The 15,564-nt window shown below is 73.9% G+C and carries 16 protein-coding genes; 3 read left to right on the top strand and 13 right to left on the bottom strand.

Annotated features, from left to right (window positions below):
- Positions 1 to 96: 96 nt before the first annotated feature.
- Positions 97 to 444: a histone-like nucleoid-structuring protein Lsr2 gene (locus CKY47_RS05175; protein WP_306744426.1), complete on the bottom strand. Its 348-nt coding sequence runs from the start codon at positions 442 to 444 to the stop codon at positions 97 to 99.
- 643 nt (positions 445 to 1,087) lie between these two features.
- On the opposite strand from CKY47_RS05175, the gene CKY47_RS05170 reads away from it, so the two are divergent.
- Complete coding sequence (locus CKY47_RS05170; protein WP_306744425.1) at positions 1,088 to 1,843, top strand: class I SAM-dependent methyltransferase; 756 nt, start codon at positions 1,088 to 1,090, stop codon at positions 1,841 to 1,843.
- Positions 1,844 to 1,859: 16 nt separating this feature from the next.
- On the opposite strand, the gene CKY47_RS05165 is transcribed toward CKY47_RS05170, so the two are convergent.
- The 5 genes from CKY47_RS05165 to CKY47_RS05145 all read right to left on the bottom strand — a co-directional run bounded on the left by CKY47_RS05165 (position 1,860) and on the right by CKY47_RS05145 (position 6,163).
- The gene (locus CKY47_RS05165; RefSeq protein WP_306744424.1) at positions 1,860 to 2,645 is read right to left on the bottom strand and encodes a type III pantothenate kinase; all 786 of its coding nucleotides are present in this window, start codon (positions 2,643 to 2,645) and stop codon (positions 1,860 to 1,862) included.
- A 20-nt stretch (positions 2,646 to 2,665) separates the two neighbouring features.
- Positions 2,666 to 3,157, bottom strand: coding sequence for an aspartate 1-decarboxylase (gene panD / locus CKY47_RS05160; protein ID WP_306744423.1), 492 nt, complete (start codon positions 3,155 to 3,157; stop codon positions 2,666 to 2,668).
- 10 nt (positions 3,158 to 3,167) lie between these two features.
- Complete coding sequence (gene panC, locus CKY47_RS05155; RefSeq protein WP_306744422.1) at positions 3,168 to 4,058, bottom strand: pantoate--beta-alanine ligase; 891 nt, start codon at positions 4,056 to 4,058, stop codon at positions 3,168 to 3,170.
- 6 nt (positions 4,059 to 4,064) lie between these two features.
- A complete protein-coding gene (locus CKY47_RS05150) occupies positions 4,065 to 4,949 on the bottom strand; it encodes a Rossmann-like and DUF2520 domain-containing protein (protein ID WP_306744421.1) in 885 nt (294 codons plus the stop codon).
- 89 nt (positions 4,950 to 5,038) lie between these two features.
- Positions 5,039 to 6,163 (bottom strand): PrsW family intramembrane metalloprotease, encoded by a 1,125-nt coding sequence (locus tag CKY47_RS05145; protein ID WP_306744554.1) that lies wholly within the window; start codon positions 6,161 to 6,163, stop codon positions 5,039 to 5,041.
- 75 nt (positions 6,164 to 6,238) lie between these two features.
- On the opposite strand from CKY47_RS05145, the gene CKY47_RS05140 reads away from it, so the two are divergent.
- Both CKY47_RS05140 and CKY47_RS05135 read left to right on the top strand, forming a co-directional pair.
- Positions 6,239 to 7,162: an SAM-dependent methyltransferase gene (locus CKY47_RS05140; protein WP_306744420.1), complete on the top strand. Its 924-nt coding sequence runs from the start codon at positions 6,239 to 6,241 to the stop codon at positions 7,160 to 7,162.
- A 170-nt stretch (positions 7,163 to 7,332) separates the two neighbouring features.
- Positions 7,333 to 8,397 carry an NADH-quinone oxidoreductase subunit D gene (locus tag CKY47_RS05135; RefSeq protein ID WP_306744419.1) on the top strand — a complete coding sequence of 355 codons (1,065 nt, stop codon included), beginning with the start codon at positions 7,333 to 7,335 and terminating at the stop codon, positions 8,395 to 8,397.
- 1 nt (position 8,398) lies between these two features.
- On the opposite strand, the gene CKY47_RS05130 is transcribed toward CKY47_RS05135, so the two are convergent.
- Genes CKY47_RS05130 through ftsH form a run of 7 tightly spaced genes read right to left on the bottom strand, consistent with a single transcriptional unit; the run spans position 8,399 to position 15,346 of the window.
- On the bottom strand, positions 8,399 to 10,234 hold the full coding sequence (locus CKY47_RS05130) for a DUF6779 domain-containing protein (RefSeq protein WP_306744418.1): 1,836 nt from the start codon (positions 10,232 to 10,234) through the stop codon (positions 8,399 to 8,401).
- A gap of 50 nt (positions 10,235 to 10,284) precedes the next feature.
- Complete coding sequence (locus tag CKY47_RS05125; protein WP_306744417.1) at positions 10,285 to 10,737, bottom strand: DUF3180 domain-containing protein; 453 nt, start codon at positions 10,735 to 10,737, stop codon at positions 10,285 to 10,287.
- A gap of 37 nt (positions 10,738 to 10,774) precedes the next feature.
- Positions 10,775 to 11,257, bottom strand: a complete 483-nt coding sequence (gene folK, locus CKY47_RS05120) for a 2-amino-4-hydroxy-6-hydroxymethyldihydropteridine diphosphokinase (protein WP_306744416.1) — start codon at positions 11,255 to 11,257, stop codon at positions 10,775 to 10,777.
- Complete coding sequence (gene folB / locus CKY47_RS05115) at positions 11,250 to 11,612, bottom strand: dihydroneopterin aldolase (RefSeq protein WP_306744415.1); 363 nt, start codon at positions 11,610 to 11,612, stop codon at positions 11,250 to 11,252. The genes folK and folB overlap by 8 nt, the downstream gene beginning before the upstream one ends.
- On the bottom strand, positions 11,605 to 12,390 hold the full coding sequence (gene folP / locus CKY47_RS05110) for a dihydropteroate synthase (RefSeq protein WP_306744553.1): 786 nt from the start codon (positions 12,388 to 12,390) through the stop codon (positions 11,605 to 11,607). The genes folB and folP overlap by 8 nt, the downstream gene beginning before the upstream one ends.
- A gap of 29 nt (positions 12,391 to 12,419) precedes the next feature.
- A complete protein-coding gene (folE, locus tag CKY47_RS05105) occupies positions 12,420 to 13,043 on the bottom strand; it encodes a GTP cyclohydrolase I FolE (protein ID WP_306744552.1) in 624 nt (207 codons plus the stop codon).
- Positions 13,044 to 13,048: 5 nt separating this feature from the next.
- A complete protein-coding gene (ftsH, locus tag CKY47_RS05100) occupies positions 13,049 to 15,346 on the bottom strand; it encodes an ATP-dependent zinc metalloprotease FtsH (RefSeq protein ID WP_306744414.1) in 2,298 nt (765 codons plus the stop codon).
- Between the last annotated feature and the right edge of the window lie 218 nt (positions 15,347 to 15,564).

Below are 15,564 nucleotides of genomic sequence, written 5' to 3'. Positions count from 1 at the left end.
ACCGGATTCCGGTGCCCCTTCGCACAACGACGTTTTCATTGCCCGGACCGCGGCCGGCCGACAGCGGAGTGACGGTCACCACGGCAATGCGGGCCCTCAGCCCTGCTGGTGGTAAGCCTCCAGCACCTCGGCCGGGATGCGCCCGCGGTCGGAGACCTTCATCCCCTGCTTGCGCGCCCACTCCCGAATGGCCTGGTTCTGCTCCCTGTCCGCCGAAGCCGGACGTGCGGCCTTCACACCGGCCGGTCGACCCGGACCGCGCTTGCGGCCCCCCGCCTTGCGGGCACTGGCGACGAAGTCGGCGAGGGCATCGCGGAGCCTGCCCGCATTGGCACCGGAAAGGTCGATCTCGTAGGACACACCGTCCAAGCCGAAACCGACCGTCTCCTCGGCCTGCCCGCCGTCCAGGTCGTCGACCAGGGTCACGGTGACCTTCTGCGCCATGCGTATCCTCCTGGACTCGAATGCGCGGCTCTTCATCCCCGACCGCGACCTTAAAGCATTGGCGAGTGCAGGTTAGCGCACAACTAGCGGAATGCGCCGCCCGGAGTCCGAGAAGTTACTCATTCCGGGGGGCGTCGGGAACGGGATCGCCTCCCGATACCCGGTGGCATTCCGTACCGCGCCGATCGCGGAAAGTCCTCGTCGACCGGCAACGCTTCGACGTCACCCGGCGGCAACGCGACGCGGGCATCCGGCCGCTGACGCCCGATCACCGGTTCGACCGGTTCCCGGTATACCCCGCCAACGCGAAACCGCGCAAGCCGGGGGTCTCCACGGGGAAATCACGCACAAACGCGGGCACTCGCGGGATGTCGCCGACCGGGTGCTCCGCAGCTCGCCGACGAGCGTGCCGCCGGGAGCTTACCCGGACGCCCGGAAGAGGTTTCGGGCGTGACATCTTCACCACCGCACGGACAACGGCTCGCGCCTTGTGGCGCTCCGGCACGGGACCCGGTGAATGGGCCGACTCCGTCCCCTTCACCGGAGTCGCGCGCGGGTTCCCCGGAATCGACCGCCGGCCCCCGTCGAGGAGGGGCCGGACGAACCTCCCGGGCGGTCGGTGCGGATCACTAGGGTGTGGGTGGTGAGGCATGAGGACTGGCGGGCCAGGCGGGCCAACTCCTTCGGAGCGGCGGCGCCGGCCTACGCGGAGCACCGACCCGACTACCCGGCCGCCGCCGTGCGGTGGGCGCTGGAGCCCCTGGGCGAGGGGCCGCACCGCGTGCTCGACCTCGCCGCGGGCACCGGGAAGCTCACCGGCGTCGTGCTGGCCGAGGGCCACCAGGTGACGGCCGTCGAGCCGGACGAGGAGATGTTGACGGAACTGGTGCGGCGGCACCGGAACGTCCGCGCGCTGCCCGGCAGCGCCGAGCGCGTCCCGCTGCCCGACGACACCGTGGACGCGGTCCTGGTCGGCCAGGCGTTCCACTGGTTCGACGCCGCACGCGCGCTGCCCGAGATCGCCCGCGTGCTGCGACCCGGCGGCGTCCTCGCGGCGCTGTGGAACGGCGACGACGACTCCGTGCCGTGGGTGGCGGAGTTCCACCGCGTCGGGAGGTCGGACGCCGACGACCGGAACTCCTACGGCGACTGGATGCCCGCGCACGAGCTGTTCGGCGAGACCGCCGAGCGGGTGTTCGCGCACTCGCAGCGGCGCACCGCCGAGTCGCTGGTGGCGACCGTCAACACGCACTCGCACATGCTCGTGGTGGACGCCGCGGAACGCGCGCGGCTCGACGCGCGGATGCTGGACTTCCTGAAGAAGACCCCGGAGACCGCGGAAGGGGAGTTCGACCTCCCCCTCCGCACCTACGTGCTGCGCCGGTGCGCCACGCGCTGACCGGCCGCCGCCCGCGTCACCTCATGTTGCGCTCGAACACCAACCTCAGCCCGAGCAGCGTCAGGTCCGGCACGTGCGCCTGGATGGTCGCCGACTCGGCCACCACCAGGGGCGCGAGCCCGCCCGTCGCGATGACGGTCACCGGACCGGGGTCCACGACCTGCAACTCGTCCACGATCCGCCGCACCAGCCCGTCGACCTGGCCGACGAACCCGTAGACGATGCCGGACTGGAGGCACTCGACGGTGTTCTTGCCGATCACCGACCGGGGCCGCACCAGCTCGACCTTGCGCAGCTGCGCGGCCCGCGCCGCCAGCGCGTCCACCGAGATCTCGATGCCGGGGGCGAGCGCGCCGCCGAGGAACTCGCCCCTGGCGGAGATGACGTCGAGGTTGGTCGACGTGCCGAAGTCCACGACGACGCACGCCGTGCTGTGCAGGTGGTGCGCCGCGAGCGTGTTGATCACCCGGTCGGAGCCCACCTCCTTGGGGTTGTCCACGAGCAGCGGCACGCCGGTCCGCACGCCCGGCTCGACCAGCACCTTCGGCACCGCCGAGTAGTACCGGCCGAGCATCACGCGCAGCTCCCGCAGCACCGCCGGGACGGTGGACAGCGCCGAGATGCCTGTGATCTCGTCGGCGTACTCGCCGAGCAGGCCGCGCATGGTCAGCGCGAGCTCGTCGGCCGTCATCCTGGCGTCGGTGCGCATCCGCCAGTCGCGGACGAGCGCGGCCGAGTCGCCGGTGCCGTCGTACAGGCCCAGGACGATGTTGGTGTTGCCGACGTCGATGGCGAGCAGCACGTGCGGTTCTCCGGTTCTCGCTAGTTCTCGGCCTGGATCAGCGCGTCCAGCGCCGCCGCGTCCTCGGTCTCGGCCGGCGCGATGGTCTCGACGACCACGACGCCGCTCGTGGACCCGTTGACCAGCCCCGACCCCTCGGGCGCGTGCGCCGGGTCGGCGCCCAGCTCGACGACCCGGTTGTCCGCGTCCACGAACACGACCCTCGGCTCGTACGAGCGCGCCTCGGCGTCGTCCATCTGCCCGTAGGAGATGAGGATGACCAGGTCGCCGGGCTTCACCAGGTGCGCGGCGGCGCCGTTGATGCCGATGACGCCGGTGCCGCGCTCGCCGGGGATGACGTAGGTCTCCAGGCGCGCGCCGTTGGTGACGTCCACGATGGCCACCTGCTCGCCCGCGAGCAGGTCGGCGGCGTCCATCAGGTCCTCGTCGACCGTGACCGAGCCGACGTAGTGCAGGTCGGCCTGGGTGACGGTGGCGCGGTGGATCTTCGACTTGAGCATGGTGCGGAACATCGTTGCCCCCTTACTCGTCACCGGTGCCAAGCAGCACGGCGATGTTGTCGATCAGTCGGGTGGAGCCGACGCGGGCGGCGACGAGCAGCCGGGCGTCGCCGTTCTCGGGCGCCGGACCGAGGTCGGGCGCGCGCAGCTCCAGGTAGTCGAGGTCGACGCCGGGCACGGCGTCGAGGGTGTCGCGGGCGGCCTTCAGCACGGCGTCCGCGCCCCGGCCGCTGACGTGCGCGCCCGCCACCAGCGCGGCGGACAGCGCGGTCGCGGCCTGCCGCTGCTCCTCGGACAGGTAGCGGTTGCGCGAGGACAGCGCCAGGCCGTCCGCCTCCCGCACGGTCGGCACGCCCACCACGTGCGTCGGCATGTTCAGGTCGCGCGCCATCCGGTGGACCAGCGTCAGCTGCTGGTAGTCCTTCTCGCCGAACACCGCGTAGGTGGGCTGGACGATGTTGAACAGCTTGGCCACCACGGTGAGCACGCCCGCGAAGTGGCCGGGCCGGCTGGCGCCCTCCAGCTCGTCGCCCAGCGGGCCGGGGTGGACCGTCACGGAGGAGCCCGGCAGGTACACGTCGTCGGCGGACGGCGCGAACACCAGGCCGACCCGCTCCTCCCGGCAGATGTCCACATCGGACTCCAACGTCCGCGGGTAGCGCTCGTAGTCCTCGCCCGGCCCGAACTGGGTCGGGTTCACGAAGATCGAGACCACGACCACGGTGTTCTGCATGACGTGGGCCTCGCGGATGAGCTTGCGGTGCCCCTCGTGCAGCGCGCCCATGGTCGGCACCAGCGCGACGTTGCGGCCCGCGGCCCGCAGCGCCTTCACGACCCGGTGCAGGCGCTCCGGGTCGTGGTGCACGGTCACGTCGCCGGGCTTGTAGTCGTCCTTGGTGAGCGGCTTGGTCATGCCTGTTCAGTCCTCGATGACGGATCGGACGTCGGACGCCGCTTCGGGCTTGAGCAGCCCGGCGGCCTGGGCGCGCGCCGCGGTGCGGAGCGCCAGTACCCGGTAGGCGGGCAGGCTGTCGTGCCCGTCGAGCACGGCGAGGTGCTTGGCGACGGTGCCCGCGTCGCCGCGCGCGACGGGGCCGGTGAGGGCGCGGTCACCGTGCCGCAGGGCGTTGTCCAGCGCGGCGGACAGCAGCGGGCCGAGCACGCGCTCGGCGTGGGCGACCCCGGCGGCGCGCAGCAGGTCGGCGCAGTCGGCGACCAGCGTGACCAGGTGGTTCGCGCCGTGCGCGAGGGCGGCGTGGTAGAGCGGGCGGGCCGACTCGGGCAGGCGCACGGGTTCGGCGGACATCTCCACCACCAGCGCCTCGCCGACGTTCCAGGCGACCTCGTCGCCGTCGGCCGCGGTGACGCCGACGGAGCAGGCGGTGACCCGCTCCACGTCCTCGGGGCGGCCGGTGAACGTCATGACCGGGTGCAGCGCCACGCACAGCGCGCCCACGTCGGCCGCCGGCGCCAGCACCCCGACGCCCCGCGCGCCGCTGGTGTGCACCACGATCTGGCCCGCGCGCAGCGACCCGGTGGCGACCAGGCCGCGCACCAGGCCCGGCAGCACGTCGTCCGGCACGGCGAGCAGCACCAGGTCGGCGGAGGCCGCGACCTCGGGCGGCGACAGCACGGGGACGTCGGGCAGCAGGTCCTCGGCGCGGCGCAGCGAGTCGCGCGACACGGCGGACACGGCGCTCACGACGTGCCCGGCCCGGGCCAGCGCGGCGCCCAGCACCGAACCCACCCGGCCGGCGGAGATCACTCCCACGGCCAGCCGCGCGGGGCGGGGGGTCGCGTCCATGCGACGTACTCCTTATGCGGCGTTCCAGTCCCTTGGAGCGGGTACCGGACGACGGCCGCGAGCGTAATCCGGTGCGGGGCGAGGGGCCCTCAACTGCGACGAACACCACCCGCGGCCTTCAGCGCCCCCGGTGCGTCGACAGCGGCCTGACGTGCGGCGACGAGCACGTCCAGCATCATCGCGTGACGTTTCTCCGCGTCCGCGCCCGCCGTGCCCTGCGCCATCCGGTGCCGCAGGAACGCCAGCTCGGTCGCCGCCACCTGGTAGCCCGCGACGGCCTTGGCCGCCTCGTCGCCCACCTTGCGCTTCACCGCGCGCCGCCACCGGCTGCGGCCCTGGAGGCTGGCCAGCAGGGTGACCTCGCTGGAGGCGATCCACCGCCGCTCGGCCATCGCGGGCAGCTGCGCGGCGACGATCCGCTGCTCGCGGCGGCGCTGCCAGACCACCAGGAACACCATGCCGGCGAAGATCGGCACCATGATCAGGAAGTACAGGTTGATGAACGTCGAGCCGGTGCCGACGGTCGTGGAGAAGTTCCACAGCGAGTGCAGCCCGGCCGCGCCGAGGTAGCCGAGGATCGGCGCGACGACCTTGAGCGTGCGGTTGGCGGTCATCGCCGCGAGGCCGATGCCGATCCCCGCCATCGACGTGAACAGCGGGTGCGCGAACGGCGAGAGGACGCCGCGCAGCATGAACAGCGCGATCACGCCGCTGCCCAGGTCGCCGAAACCGCTGTCGGAGAAGACCCGGCCGAAGTACCAGATGTTCTCGGTGAACGCGAAGCCCGCGGCCACCACGCCCGCGTAGACGATGCCGTCGACCACCCCGTCGAACTCCTGGCGGCGGCGCAGGTACAGCACGACGATGAAGACGGCCTTCGCCGCCTCCTCCGTGATGGGCGCGCCCACCACGGCCGCGAACGTCGCCCCGTCGCCGTTGAGCAGCTCGCCCAGCACGTGCGCGGTCTGGTTGAACACCAACGACGTGATGGTCGCGCCGCACGCGCCCCACAGGAACGCCAGCAGCAGGATCTTCGCCGGCTCCGGCTCCCACCGGTCCACCCACAGGCAGGCGCCGATCACGGCGGCCACGGGCACCAGCGCGGCGAGGGCGCCGACCAGGATGGGGCCCAGGCCGATGGCGCTCGTGCCCAGGCCGAGCAGCACCAGGGCGGACACGCCCAGCGCGATCAGCCCGATCACCGGGAGCAGCACGGTCCAGCGGCGCTGGTCGACGCGCTTGCGGGCGGGAGTGGTCACGGGGTGGAACTTTAAAGGGACACTTGCCCCGTGGTTGACCCGGAAGCCCTGTGGCGCGAGGCGTTGTACGGACCGGGTGGTTTCTTCACCCGGGGCGCGGTGCCCGCCGACCACTTCTGCACCGCCCCGCTGGTGGGTCCTGAGCTGGCCGAAGCCCTCCTCGTGCTGCTCGACCGGGTGGATTCCGCGCTGGGCCGGCCCGACCGGATCGACTTCGTGGACGTCGGCGCGGGCGGTGGCGAGCTGTCCGCCTCCGTGCGGTCGCTGGCGCCACCGCACCTCGCCCGCCGCCTGGTGGTGACGGCGGTGGACGTGGGTCCGGCGCGGTCGCTGCCGGGGGTGGTGTGGACGTCGGAGCCGCCCCGGTCGGTGCGCGGCCTGCTGGTCGGGCACGAGTGGCTGGACGCGATCCCGTGCCCGCTGGTGGAGGGGCCGTGCGACGACCCGTGGCTGGCCCGGTGGTGGCCGGTGCGGGCGGGTGAGCGGGCCGAGGTGGGCGAACCGCGCGACCGGGCGTGGGCGGACGCGGTGTCGCGGGTCGCGGCGGGTGCGGCGCTGGCGGTCGACTACGGGCACGTGCTGGCCGACCGGGCCGCGGGGCGGTACGCGGCGGGGACGTTCGCGGCGTACCGCGGCGGTCGGCGGGTCGAGCCGGTGTTCGACGGCAGCTGCGACCTGACCGCGCACGTGGCGCTGGACGCGTGCGGGGCGGCGGCGGGCGGCGGGTTCGCGCTGGTCTCGCAGCGGGACGCGCTGGCCGCCCTGGGGCTCACCGGCGCCCCGGGGGCCGCCGGCCGGGTCGACCCGGCGGACTGGCTGGCGTCGGCCGAGCGGGCGTCCCGGATCGCCGAGCTGCGGGCCGTCGGCGGTCTGGGCTCGTTCGGCTGGCTCCTGCACGGCGTGGGCGTGCCGGTGTCGTCGCTCCTCCCGCCGCTGCCGCCCTGGCGGCCCTGACCCCCGGGCACGGGCTCCACGGCGAGACCGCACGACCCCACGAGCCGGCCGACCGGGTCGCCGCGCCGCCCGACGACCCCGCCGTGGCCGCGGTCCAGGTGCGCGGCGCCTCGCACGGCTGCTTCCCGCACGCCCTCACCCGGGATTGGGGCCCGTGCGAGCATGAGGGGGTGGAGATCACCGTTGGCGTGGGCGCGGGCGCCCGGCACCTCGGGGTGGACCGCGTGGTCGACCTCGGGCCGCTGCACCCGTCGGCGCACGGCGCGTACCGGCTGCGCCTGACCGTCCGCGACGACGAGGTCATCACCGCCGCCGAACCGCTGGTCGGGCACCTGCACCGGGGCGCGGAGAAGCTGTTCGAGGTCCGCGACTACCGGCAGGTGCTGACCCTGGCGAACCGGCACGACTGGCTCGCCGCGTTCTGCAACGAGCTGGCCGTCGCCCTCGCCGTCGAGCGGATGACCGGCATGGACGTCCCGCCGCGCGCCCAGGTCCTGCGCGTGCTGCTGTGCGAGCTGAACCGGGTCATGGCGCACCTGGTGTTCCTCGCCCCGCTCACCGGCACCCGCGACCGCGACGCCGTGCAGGCCGTGCTGGAGGAGGCGTCCGGCGGGCGCGTCCACTTCATGTTCAACCGGATCGGCGGCCTGCGCGAGGACGTCCCGGCGGGCTGGACCGGCCGGGTGCTCGACGTGCTGGCCGCGGTGGACCCCGGCGAGCCGCCCGGGGGCCTGGCCGGGCTCGGCGTGCTCAGCCGGGACGCGGCGCTCGCGCACGGCGTGACCGGTCCGATCGGCCGGGCGTCCGGGGTGGACTTCGACCTGCGCCGCGACGACCCGCTGCCCGGTTACCGGGACCTCGACGTGCGGCCCGTGGTGCGCACCGAGGGCGACGCGCTGGCCCGGGTCCGCTGCCTGGTGGACGAGGTGCGGCTGTCCGTCGACCTCGCCCGACGGCTGGTGGCCGCGCTGCCGGCCGGACCGGTGAACCTGCGGCTGCCCAAGGCGGTCAAGGCCCCCGAGGGGTCGGTCTACACGTGGGTCGAGGCGCCGCTGGGCACCTCCGGCGTGCACCTCGCGTCGCGCGGCGAGAAGACCCCGTGGCGGTTGAAGCTGCGCACGCCGTCGTTCAACAACGTGCAGGCGCTGTCCGCCCTGCTGCCCGGCACGCGGGTGGCGGACCTGCCCGCCGTCCTCGGGTCGTTCGCCGTGGTCGTCGGCGACATCGACAAGTAGGTCAGTCCTCGCGGCGGCGGCGACGGCGCGGCGAGTCGCCCCCGCCGAACGCGGCGAGCAGCTCGCTGACCGACTTGCCGTCCGCGTGGGCGCCGGCGGGCTCGACCGGTGCGGGCGGGGGCGGCGGCGGGGTCGACGCGGGGCGCCGGACGGGCTTGGAGATCTCCTCCCACGTGTCACCCCCGTCGTCGGCGTGACGCCGGCCACCGGTCTCCGGTTCCGGCGCGCGACGACGACCGGCCGCGGACGCCGTCGCCGAGTCCGCCGACCGGCGGCCGGCCTTGGCCCCGGCCTCGGTGGAGGAGGTCCGCCGCTCGGCGGACCGGCGACCGCCCTCGGCCGCCATGGACCGCTGGGTCCCGGTCTGCTCCGCGCGCTTGCCGGACGCGGGCCGGCGTTCGTCCGCGAACCCGTCACCGGCGACCGGGTGGTGCTCGCCGGCCGGTTCGGCGCGACGCGCCTGCACGGGGCGGTGCTCACCCGTGAACTCCGCGGGCGACCGCCCACCCGCCACGGGCCGGTGCTCGCCGGTCGGCTCGGCGCGACGCGCCTGCACGGGGCGGTGCTCACCGGTCAGCTCGGCCCGCCGGGCTTCGAGCCCCGGCCGACGACCGGCGGGGGCCGCGACCGACCGGTGCTCGCCCGCCGGGTCCACCCGGCGCGGTTCGACCGGGCCGGGCACCGGGTGGTGCTCGCCGGTCGCCTCGGCGCGACGCGCCTGCACGGGCCGGTGCTCACCGGTCAGCTCCGCGGGCGACCGCCCGGCCGCGCGCTCGGCGGGCGACCGCCGCACCGGCACGGACCCGCCACCGGCACGCGGCGGCTCGGGCCTGCGCGCGGGCTGGGCGGCCTCGGCCTGCTGCGCCAACGCATCGCGGCTGATCATCTCGGTGCGCTCGGCCACCCGGCTGCGCCGCTGCACGGTGTGCTCGGTCTTCGACGGCTCGGGCTCCCGCGCCGGCTCGGCCTGGGCGGGGGCCTGCCTGGCCGCCGCGTCACCCCGGTTCACCCGCTCGGCGGGATTGGGCTTGCCGGCCTGCGCGGGCTCCCGGCGCACGACCGGGGGCGGCGCGGGCCGCTGCTGCACGACGCCGCCGGCGTTCGCCCGCGCGGGTTCGCGGCGCACCGGCTGGCCCTGCTCGCGCCGGACGGGCTGCTCCGGCCGCGCCGGTTCGGGACGCCGGGCGGTGTCCTTGCGGGTGTCGTGGGCGATCCGCTCCACCCGCTCGACCCGTTCGATCAGCTCGGTGCGGTCCGGGCGCTCCGGCGCGACCTTGTCGGCGGCCTTCGCCACCGGCACGGCGGTCCCCGTCGTGATGATCCGCTTGTCGCCGACGGCCATCAGGCGCGACTGCTCACCGAGCGCGCGCATCCGGGTCGACTCGGCGCGCAGGGCGACCCGCTCCACGAGGACCTCGCCGCCGAGCAGCGCCTCCAGGTTCTCCCGCAGGGCGCGCAGCTCGCCGCGCAGCGCCTCCAGGTCGTCCCGGGCGTCCTCCTCGATCCGCTTGCGGGTCTCGGTCTCCAGCTCCAGCTCGAACTCGCGACGCGCGGCGACCTCGCGCTCCAGCTCCAGCTCGTAGACCGACTGGAGGTCGGCGACCTCGTCCTCGCGGTCCGTGATCTGCCGGCGGTAGCGGGCGGCCAGGAACGCGCCGACCAGCGCGGCCCACAGCGCCGCGATCACGGCCAGCCGCAGCCAGCGGGCGTTGTCGCTCAGCACGAGGACCGCCGCGGCACCGAGCGCGAGCGCCAGTGCCCCCACCAGCAGCAGTCGCCCGGAACCCCGACCGTGATCCTGCTGCTCGTCATCGTCCGACGCGCCTCGCCCGGTCATGGCGTCTACCGTACCGGTCAGTTACCCGATCGAGACCTCGGCGTCCGCATTCACCCGTCCCCGCGGGGATCGGTGGGCGTCCGGCAGCAGTGCTCCAGCCACAGCGCGGCCCCGATGAGCAGCGCGGAGCACACCACGCCCACGATCCCGCTGACCGTGTCGTGGTCGGCCGCCGCGAACTCGCCGCGCACCGGCACCACGTGGAGCAGCAGCCCGGCCCACGCGCCCAGCATGATCGCGCCCAGCAGCGACGAGGCCTTGGCCAGCGCCACCGCCCGCGCGGCCGTCAACGGCTCCACGGGTCGCGCGCCGGGCTTGCGCAGGATGCGCGCGCGCAACGAGACCGCCAACCACAGGTTCCCCGCCGCGATCACCAGCAGGGTGAAACCGGCGAACGTGGGCAACGGCGGCAGCGTCGAGTAGGAGAGCCGGACCAGCAGGTGCGCGAGCAGTCCCGCGACGAGCGCGGCGGCGGCCAGATCACGGGGCTTGGTGAACCTCACCCCACCATCGTCCCCGAACCGCGCGACCGGGGCGGCGTCACGTCAGCCGCACGTCGTCCCGCCGGGCCACGCCCGACAGGTCCAGCCCCGCCACCAGGTCGGCCACCCGGCCGTGGCCGGGCAGCACCGCGTCCGGCTCCACGTCCAGCCACGGCACCAGCACCGTCGCCCGCTCGTGCGCCCCGGGGTGCGGCAGCAGCAACGAGGGGTCGTCCGACCGCACCCCGTCGACCGTCACCACGTCCACGTCCAGCGTGCGCGGCCCCCAGCGCCTCAGCCTCACGCGTCCCGAGGCGTCCTCCAGGGCCTGCCCCCGCCGCAGCCAGCCCCACTCGTCGCACGGGCCCGACACGAGCAGGACCGCGTTGAGGAAGTCGTCCTGGTCCGTCACGCCCCACGGCGCGGTCTCGTAGACCGGGGACACCGCGACCAGGAACCCGGCGAAGCCGTCGACCGCCTGCCGGAGGAACCCCGCCCGGTCGCCCAGGTTCGAGCCGATCGACAGCACGGCCCTAGTCACGGGTCCGCCGCACGGTCACCGACACGTCCGCGAACGTCAGCGGGATCGGGGCGGACGGCTTGTGCACCGTCACCTCCACCGCCCGCACGCGCAGGTCGGTCAGCACCTCGTCGGCCACCTTGCCCGCCACCGTCTCGATCAGGTCGTACGGGCCGCCGGCCACGATCGCCGCCGTCCGCTCGGCCAGCTCGCCGTAGTGCAGCGTCTCCCGCAGGTCGTCGGTCGCCGCCGCGCGCGACAGGTCCAGCCACGCCGTCACGTCGACCAGGAAGTCCTGCCCGTCGCGCTTCTCGTGCTCGAAGACGCCGTGGAAGCCGCGCACCCGCAGGCCGCGCAACGAGATCCGGTCAGACACCGCCCGCCCTCCACGCCCCCGCCACGGTCACCGCGTCCAGCGTCCGGCCGACGTCGTGCACCCGCACGCCCCACGCCCCGTTGAACGCCGCCAGCGCCGACACCGCCGCCGTCGCGTCCTCGCGGCCGTCGGGGGTGCGGCCGCCCAGCAGCGCGCCCAGGAACCGCTTGCGCGACGCGCCCACCAGCACCGGGAACCCGAGCGACAGCAGGGCGTCGAGGCGGTGCAGCAGCTGCCAGTTGTGGTCGGCGTCCTTCGCGAAGCCCAACCCCGGGTCGAGGATGACGTCGTCCGCCGACACGCCCGCGGCCAGCGCCACGTCGACCTGCCGGGACAGCTCGTCCCGCACGTCCTTCACCACGTCGTCGTAGACCGCCAGCTCGTTCATGGTCCGGCTGTGCCCGCGCCAGTGCATGAGCACGTACGGCACGCGCGCGCAGGCCACCACGGACACCATGCCGGGGTCGGCGAGGCCGCCGGACACGTCGTTCACGATCGACGCGCCCGCCTCCAGCGCCGACGCCGCCACCTCGGCCCGCGTGGTGTCCACGCTGACCGGCACGCCCTCCGCGACCAGCGCCGCGACCACCGGGGCGACCCGCGCCGCCTCGACGTCCGCGGGCACCCGCTCCGCGCCGGGACGGGTCGACTCGCCGCCCACGTCCACCACGTCCGCACCACGCCGGTGCAGGGCCACGCCGTGCGCCACCGCGTCGTCCAACCCCAGGTAGCGGCCACCGTCGGAGAACGAGTCCGGCGTGACGTTCAGGACGCCCATCACCACGCAGCGCCCGGGCCTGGGCACGCTCACCTCAACCGCCCCCGGATGAGCTCCAGCGCCTCCGCCCGGGAGGTGGCCGAACTGCGGAAGATGCCCCGCACCGCGGACGTCGTGGTCCGCGACCCGGCCTTGCGCACGCCGCGCATGCCCATGCACAGGTGCTCGGCCTCGACCACCACGATCGCGCCGCGCGGCTCCAGCCGCCGCACCAGGGCGTCGGCGACCTGCGACGTCAGCCGCTCCTGCACCTGCGGCCGCTTGGCGTACAGGTCGACCAGCCGGGCGAGCTTCGACAGGCCGGTGACCCGGCCCTGCTCGTTCGGGATGTAGCCGACGTGCGCGACGCCGTGGAACGGCAGCAGGTGGTGCTCGCAGAACGAGTACATGGGGATGTCGGTGACCAGCACCAACTCCTCGTGAGACTCGTCGAACGTCTTCGCCAGCACGCTGTCCGGGTCGGTGTAGAGGCCCGCGAACAGCTCGCGGTACGCCCGCGCCACCCGGGCGGGGGTGTCGCGCAGGCCCTCGCGCTCCGGGTCCTCGCCGCACGCGAGCAGCAGTTCGCGGACGGCGGCCTCGGCGCGCTTCTGGTCGAAGGGGCGACGCGCGAGACCGGCCCCCCCGTTCGCGGGGAGGCCGGTCCGGTCGATCTCGGTCACGTGCGGTTGTCCGGGTCCGAATCGAAGTTGCGCTTGCCCGCTTCGGCGTCCGTCGGTCCCGGCTGCCACGGCGGCTGGGCGACGTTCCCGCCCGGCGCGGTCGCCGGGGTCCAGCCGGGGGGCGCGCCGTAGTTCGGCGGGCCCGACGACGGGTGCTGCGGGGGCTGGTGCTGCTGCCCGGGCGCGGCGGGCGCCGCCGGGTACGGCGACCCGTTGCTGCCGTTGGGGCTGGTCGGGATCGGCGCGGTCTGACCGGCCGGGAAGACCGGCGCGTTCGGCCCGGTCGGGTTGACCGGCGGCGCGGGCGTCGGGTCCGGCACCGAGGGCTCCGCGTCGCGGAGGTCCTCGATGGCGGGCGGCCACGGCTCGCCGCGCTCCTTGGCCAGCTCGGCCGGGGTCTTGACCGGCGGCTTGTCCGACGGGGTGCGGGTGCCGAACTCGTTGAACTTGGTGATCCGCGGCCGCTTCTCGACCGAGGCGAAGATCCGCTCCAGGTCCTTCTGGTGCAGGGTCTCCTTCTCGATCAGCTCGAGGGTGAGCGCGTCGAGCACGTCGCGGTAGGTGTTGAGCACCTCGTACGCCTCGGTGTGCGCGGCCTCGATCAGCTCGCGGACCTCCTCGTCGATCTCGTGCGCGACCTCCAGCGAGTAGTCGGCCTGCCGGCCCGCCGTGCGGCCCAGGAACGGTTCGCCCTGCTCCTGGCCGTACTTGACGGCGCCCAGCCGGGCGGACATGCCGTACTCGGTGACCATCGCGCGGGCGATCTTCGTGGCCTGCTCGATGTCGTTGGACGCGCCCGTGGTCGGCTCGTGGAACACCAGCTCCTCGGCGGAGCGGCCACCCAGCGCGAACACCAGCCGGGCGATCATCTCCGACCTGGTCATCAGGTCCTTGTCCTCCTCGGGCACGGACAGGGTGTGACCACCCGTCCGGCCGCGGGCCAGGATCGTGACCTTGTACACCGGGTCGATGTCCGGCATGGCCCACGCGGCCAGGGCGTGCCCGGCCTCGTGGTACGCGGTGATCTTCTTCTCCTTCTCGGAGATGATCCGGCTCTTGCGGGCCGGGCCGCCGATCACGCGGTCGACGGACTCCTCCAGCGCGGCGCCGTCGATCACCGTGCCGTTGTGGCGGGCGGTGAGCAGGGCGGCCTCGTTGATGACGTTCGCGAGGTCGGCGCCGGAGAACCCGACGGTGCGCTTGGCCAGGCCGTCGAGGTCCGTGTCGGGGGCCAACGGCTTGCCCTTGGCGTGCACGCGCAGGATCTGCTTCCGGCCCTTGAGGTCGGGCGCGGACACCGGGATCTGCCGGTCGAAGCGACCGGGGCGCAGCAGCGCGGGGTCGAGGATGTCGGGCCGGTTGGTGGCCGCGATCAGGATGATGCCGCCGCGCGAGTCGAAGCCGTCCATCTCGACGAGGAGCTGGTTGAGCGTCTGCTCGCGCTCGTCGTGACCGCCGCCCATGCCGGCGCCGCGGTGCCGGCCGACGGCGTCGATCTCGTCGACGAAGATGATGCAGGGCGCGTTCTGCTTCGCCTGCTCGAACAGGTCGCGGACGCGCGAGGCGCCGACACCCACGAACATCTCGACGAAGTCGGAGCCGGAGATCGAGTAGAACGGCACCCCGGCCTCGCCGGCCACGGCGCGCGCGAGCAGCGTCTTGCCGGTGCCGGGCGGGCCGTAGAGCAGCACGCCCTTGGGGATCTTCGCGCCCAGGGCCTGGTAGCGGCCCGGGTTCTGCAGGAAGTCCTTGATCTCGTAGAGCTCCTCGACCGCCTCCTCGGCGCCCGCCACGTCGGCGAACGTCGTCTTGGGCATGTCCTTGGAGAGCTGCTTGGCCTTGGACTTGCCGAAGTTGAGGACGCGGTTCCCGCCGCCCTGGGCGTTGTTCATCATCCACATGAGCAGGAGCAGGAGCAGGCCCAGCGGGACCAGGTACAGCAGGATCTGCGTGAGGAACGAGTCCTGGGTGACCTTGGTCTCGACGACCGGCTTGTTGCCCGCCTGGTCGAGGATGGTGAAGATCTCGTCCGTGGAGCTGGCCGGGAACTGGGCCCGCACGCGGTTGCTGCCCTCGACGGTCACCCCGTCGTTCAAGGTCAGCTTGAGCAGCTGCTCCTTGTCCTCGATCGTGGCTTCCTTGACCTGACCATCCCGGATCTGTTGCAGTGCCTGGGACGTCTTGATCGGGGTGTAGCCCCGGTTGTCGTCGAAAAGCACGTTGAAGACGTAAAAGAGCACCAACACCGCCACGATCCACAGCAGCGGGTTGCGAAGCAGGCGCTTGCGGTCCATGCACTTACGGCCGGCGGGCGGCCTCGACCCTCCCTGACTTGACGACGGGCGCAGACGGGCTCACCCGTCCGACCAGCCTACCGCCCGTGGTGCCGGGCGGAGCGCTGCACGTGCGGACCCATCGCGTCTTGCCGGACCAACGGGTGAACCCCCTCCGGTGTTCCCACGGGGTCGTCCGCCGTAACCGGGAACACGTATCCCAGGTCAACGCGGTTCAG

It is taken from the genome of Saccharothrix longispora, from assembly GCF_030852425.1.
Lineage (GTDB): Bacteria > Actinomycetota > Actinomycetes > Mycobacteriales > Pseudonocardiaceae > Actinosynnema > Actinosynnema longispora.
The sequence above is the reverse complement of the archived record's forward strand: the minus strand, read 5'-3'. Positions and strand labels throughout refer to the sequence as shown.

Excerpts from the sequence above, each read along its gene's own strand:
- CKY47_RS05175 (WP_306744426.1), bottom strand. The coding sequence starts at position 444 with ATGGCGCAGAAGGTCACCGTGACCCTGGTCGACGACCTGGACGGCGGG.
- panD (WP_306744423.1), bottom strand. The coding sequence starts at position 3,157 with ATGTTCCGCACCATGCTCAAGTCGAAGATCCACCGCGCCACCGTCACC.
- panC (WP_306744422.1), bottom strand. The coding sequence starts at position 4,058 with ATGACCAAGCCGCTCACCAAGGACGACTACAAGCCCGGCGACGTGACC.
- CKY47_RS05150 (WP_306744421.1), bottom strand. The coding sequence starts at position 4,949 with ATGGACGCGACCCCCCGCCCCGCGCGGCTGGCCGTGGGAGTGATCTCC.
- CKY47_RS05130 (WP_306744418.1), bottom strand. The coding sequence starts at position 10,234 with ATGACCGGGCGAGGCGCGTCGGACGATGACGAGCAGCAGGATCACGGT.
- folP (WP_306744553.1), bottom strand. The coding sequence starts at position 12,390 with ATGGGCGTCCTGAACGTCACGCCGGACTCGTTCTCCGACGGTGGCCGC.
- ftsH (WP_306744414.1), bottom strand. The coding sequence starts at position 15,346 with ATGGACCGCAAGCGCCTGCTTCGCAACCCGCTGCTGTGGATCGTGGCG.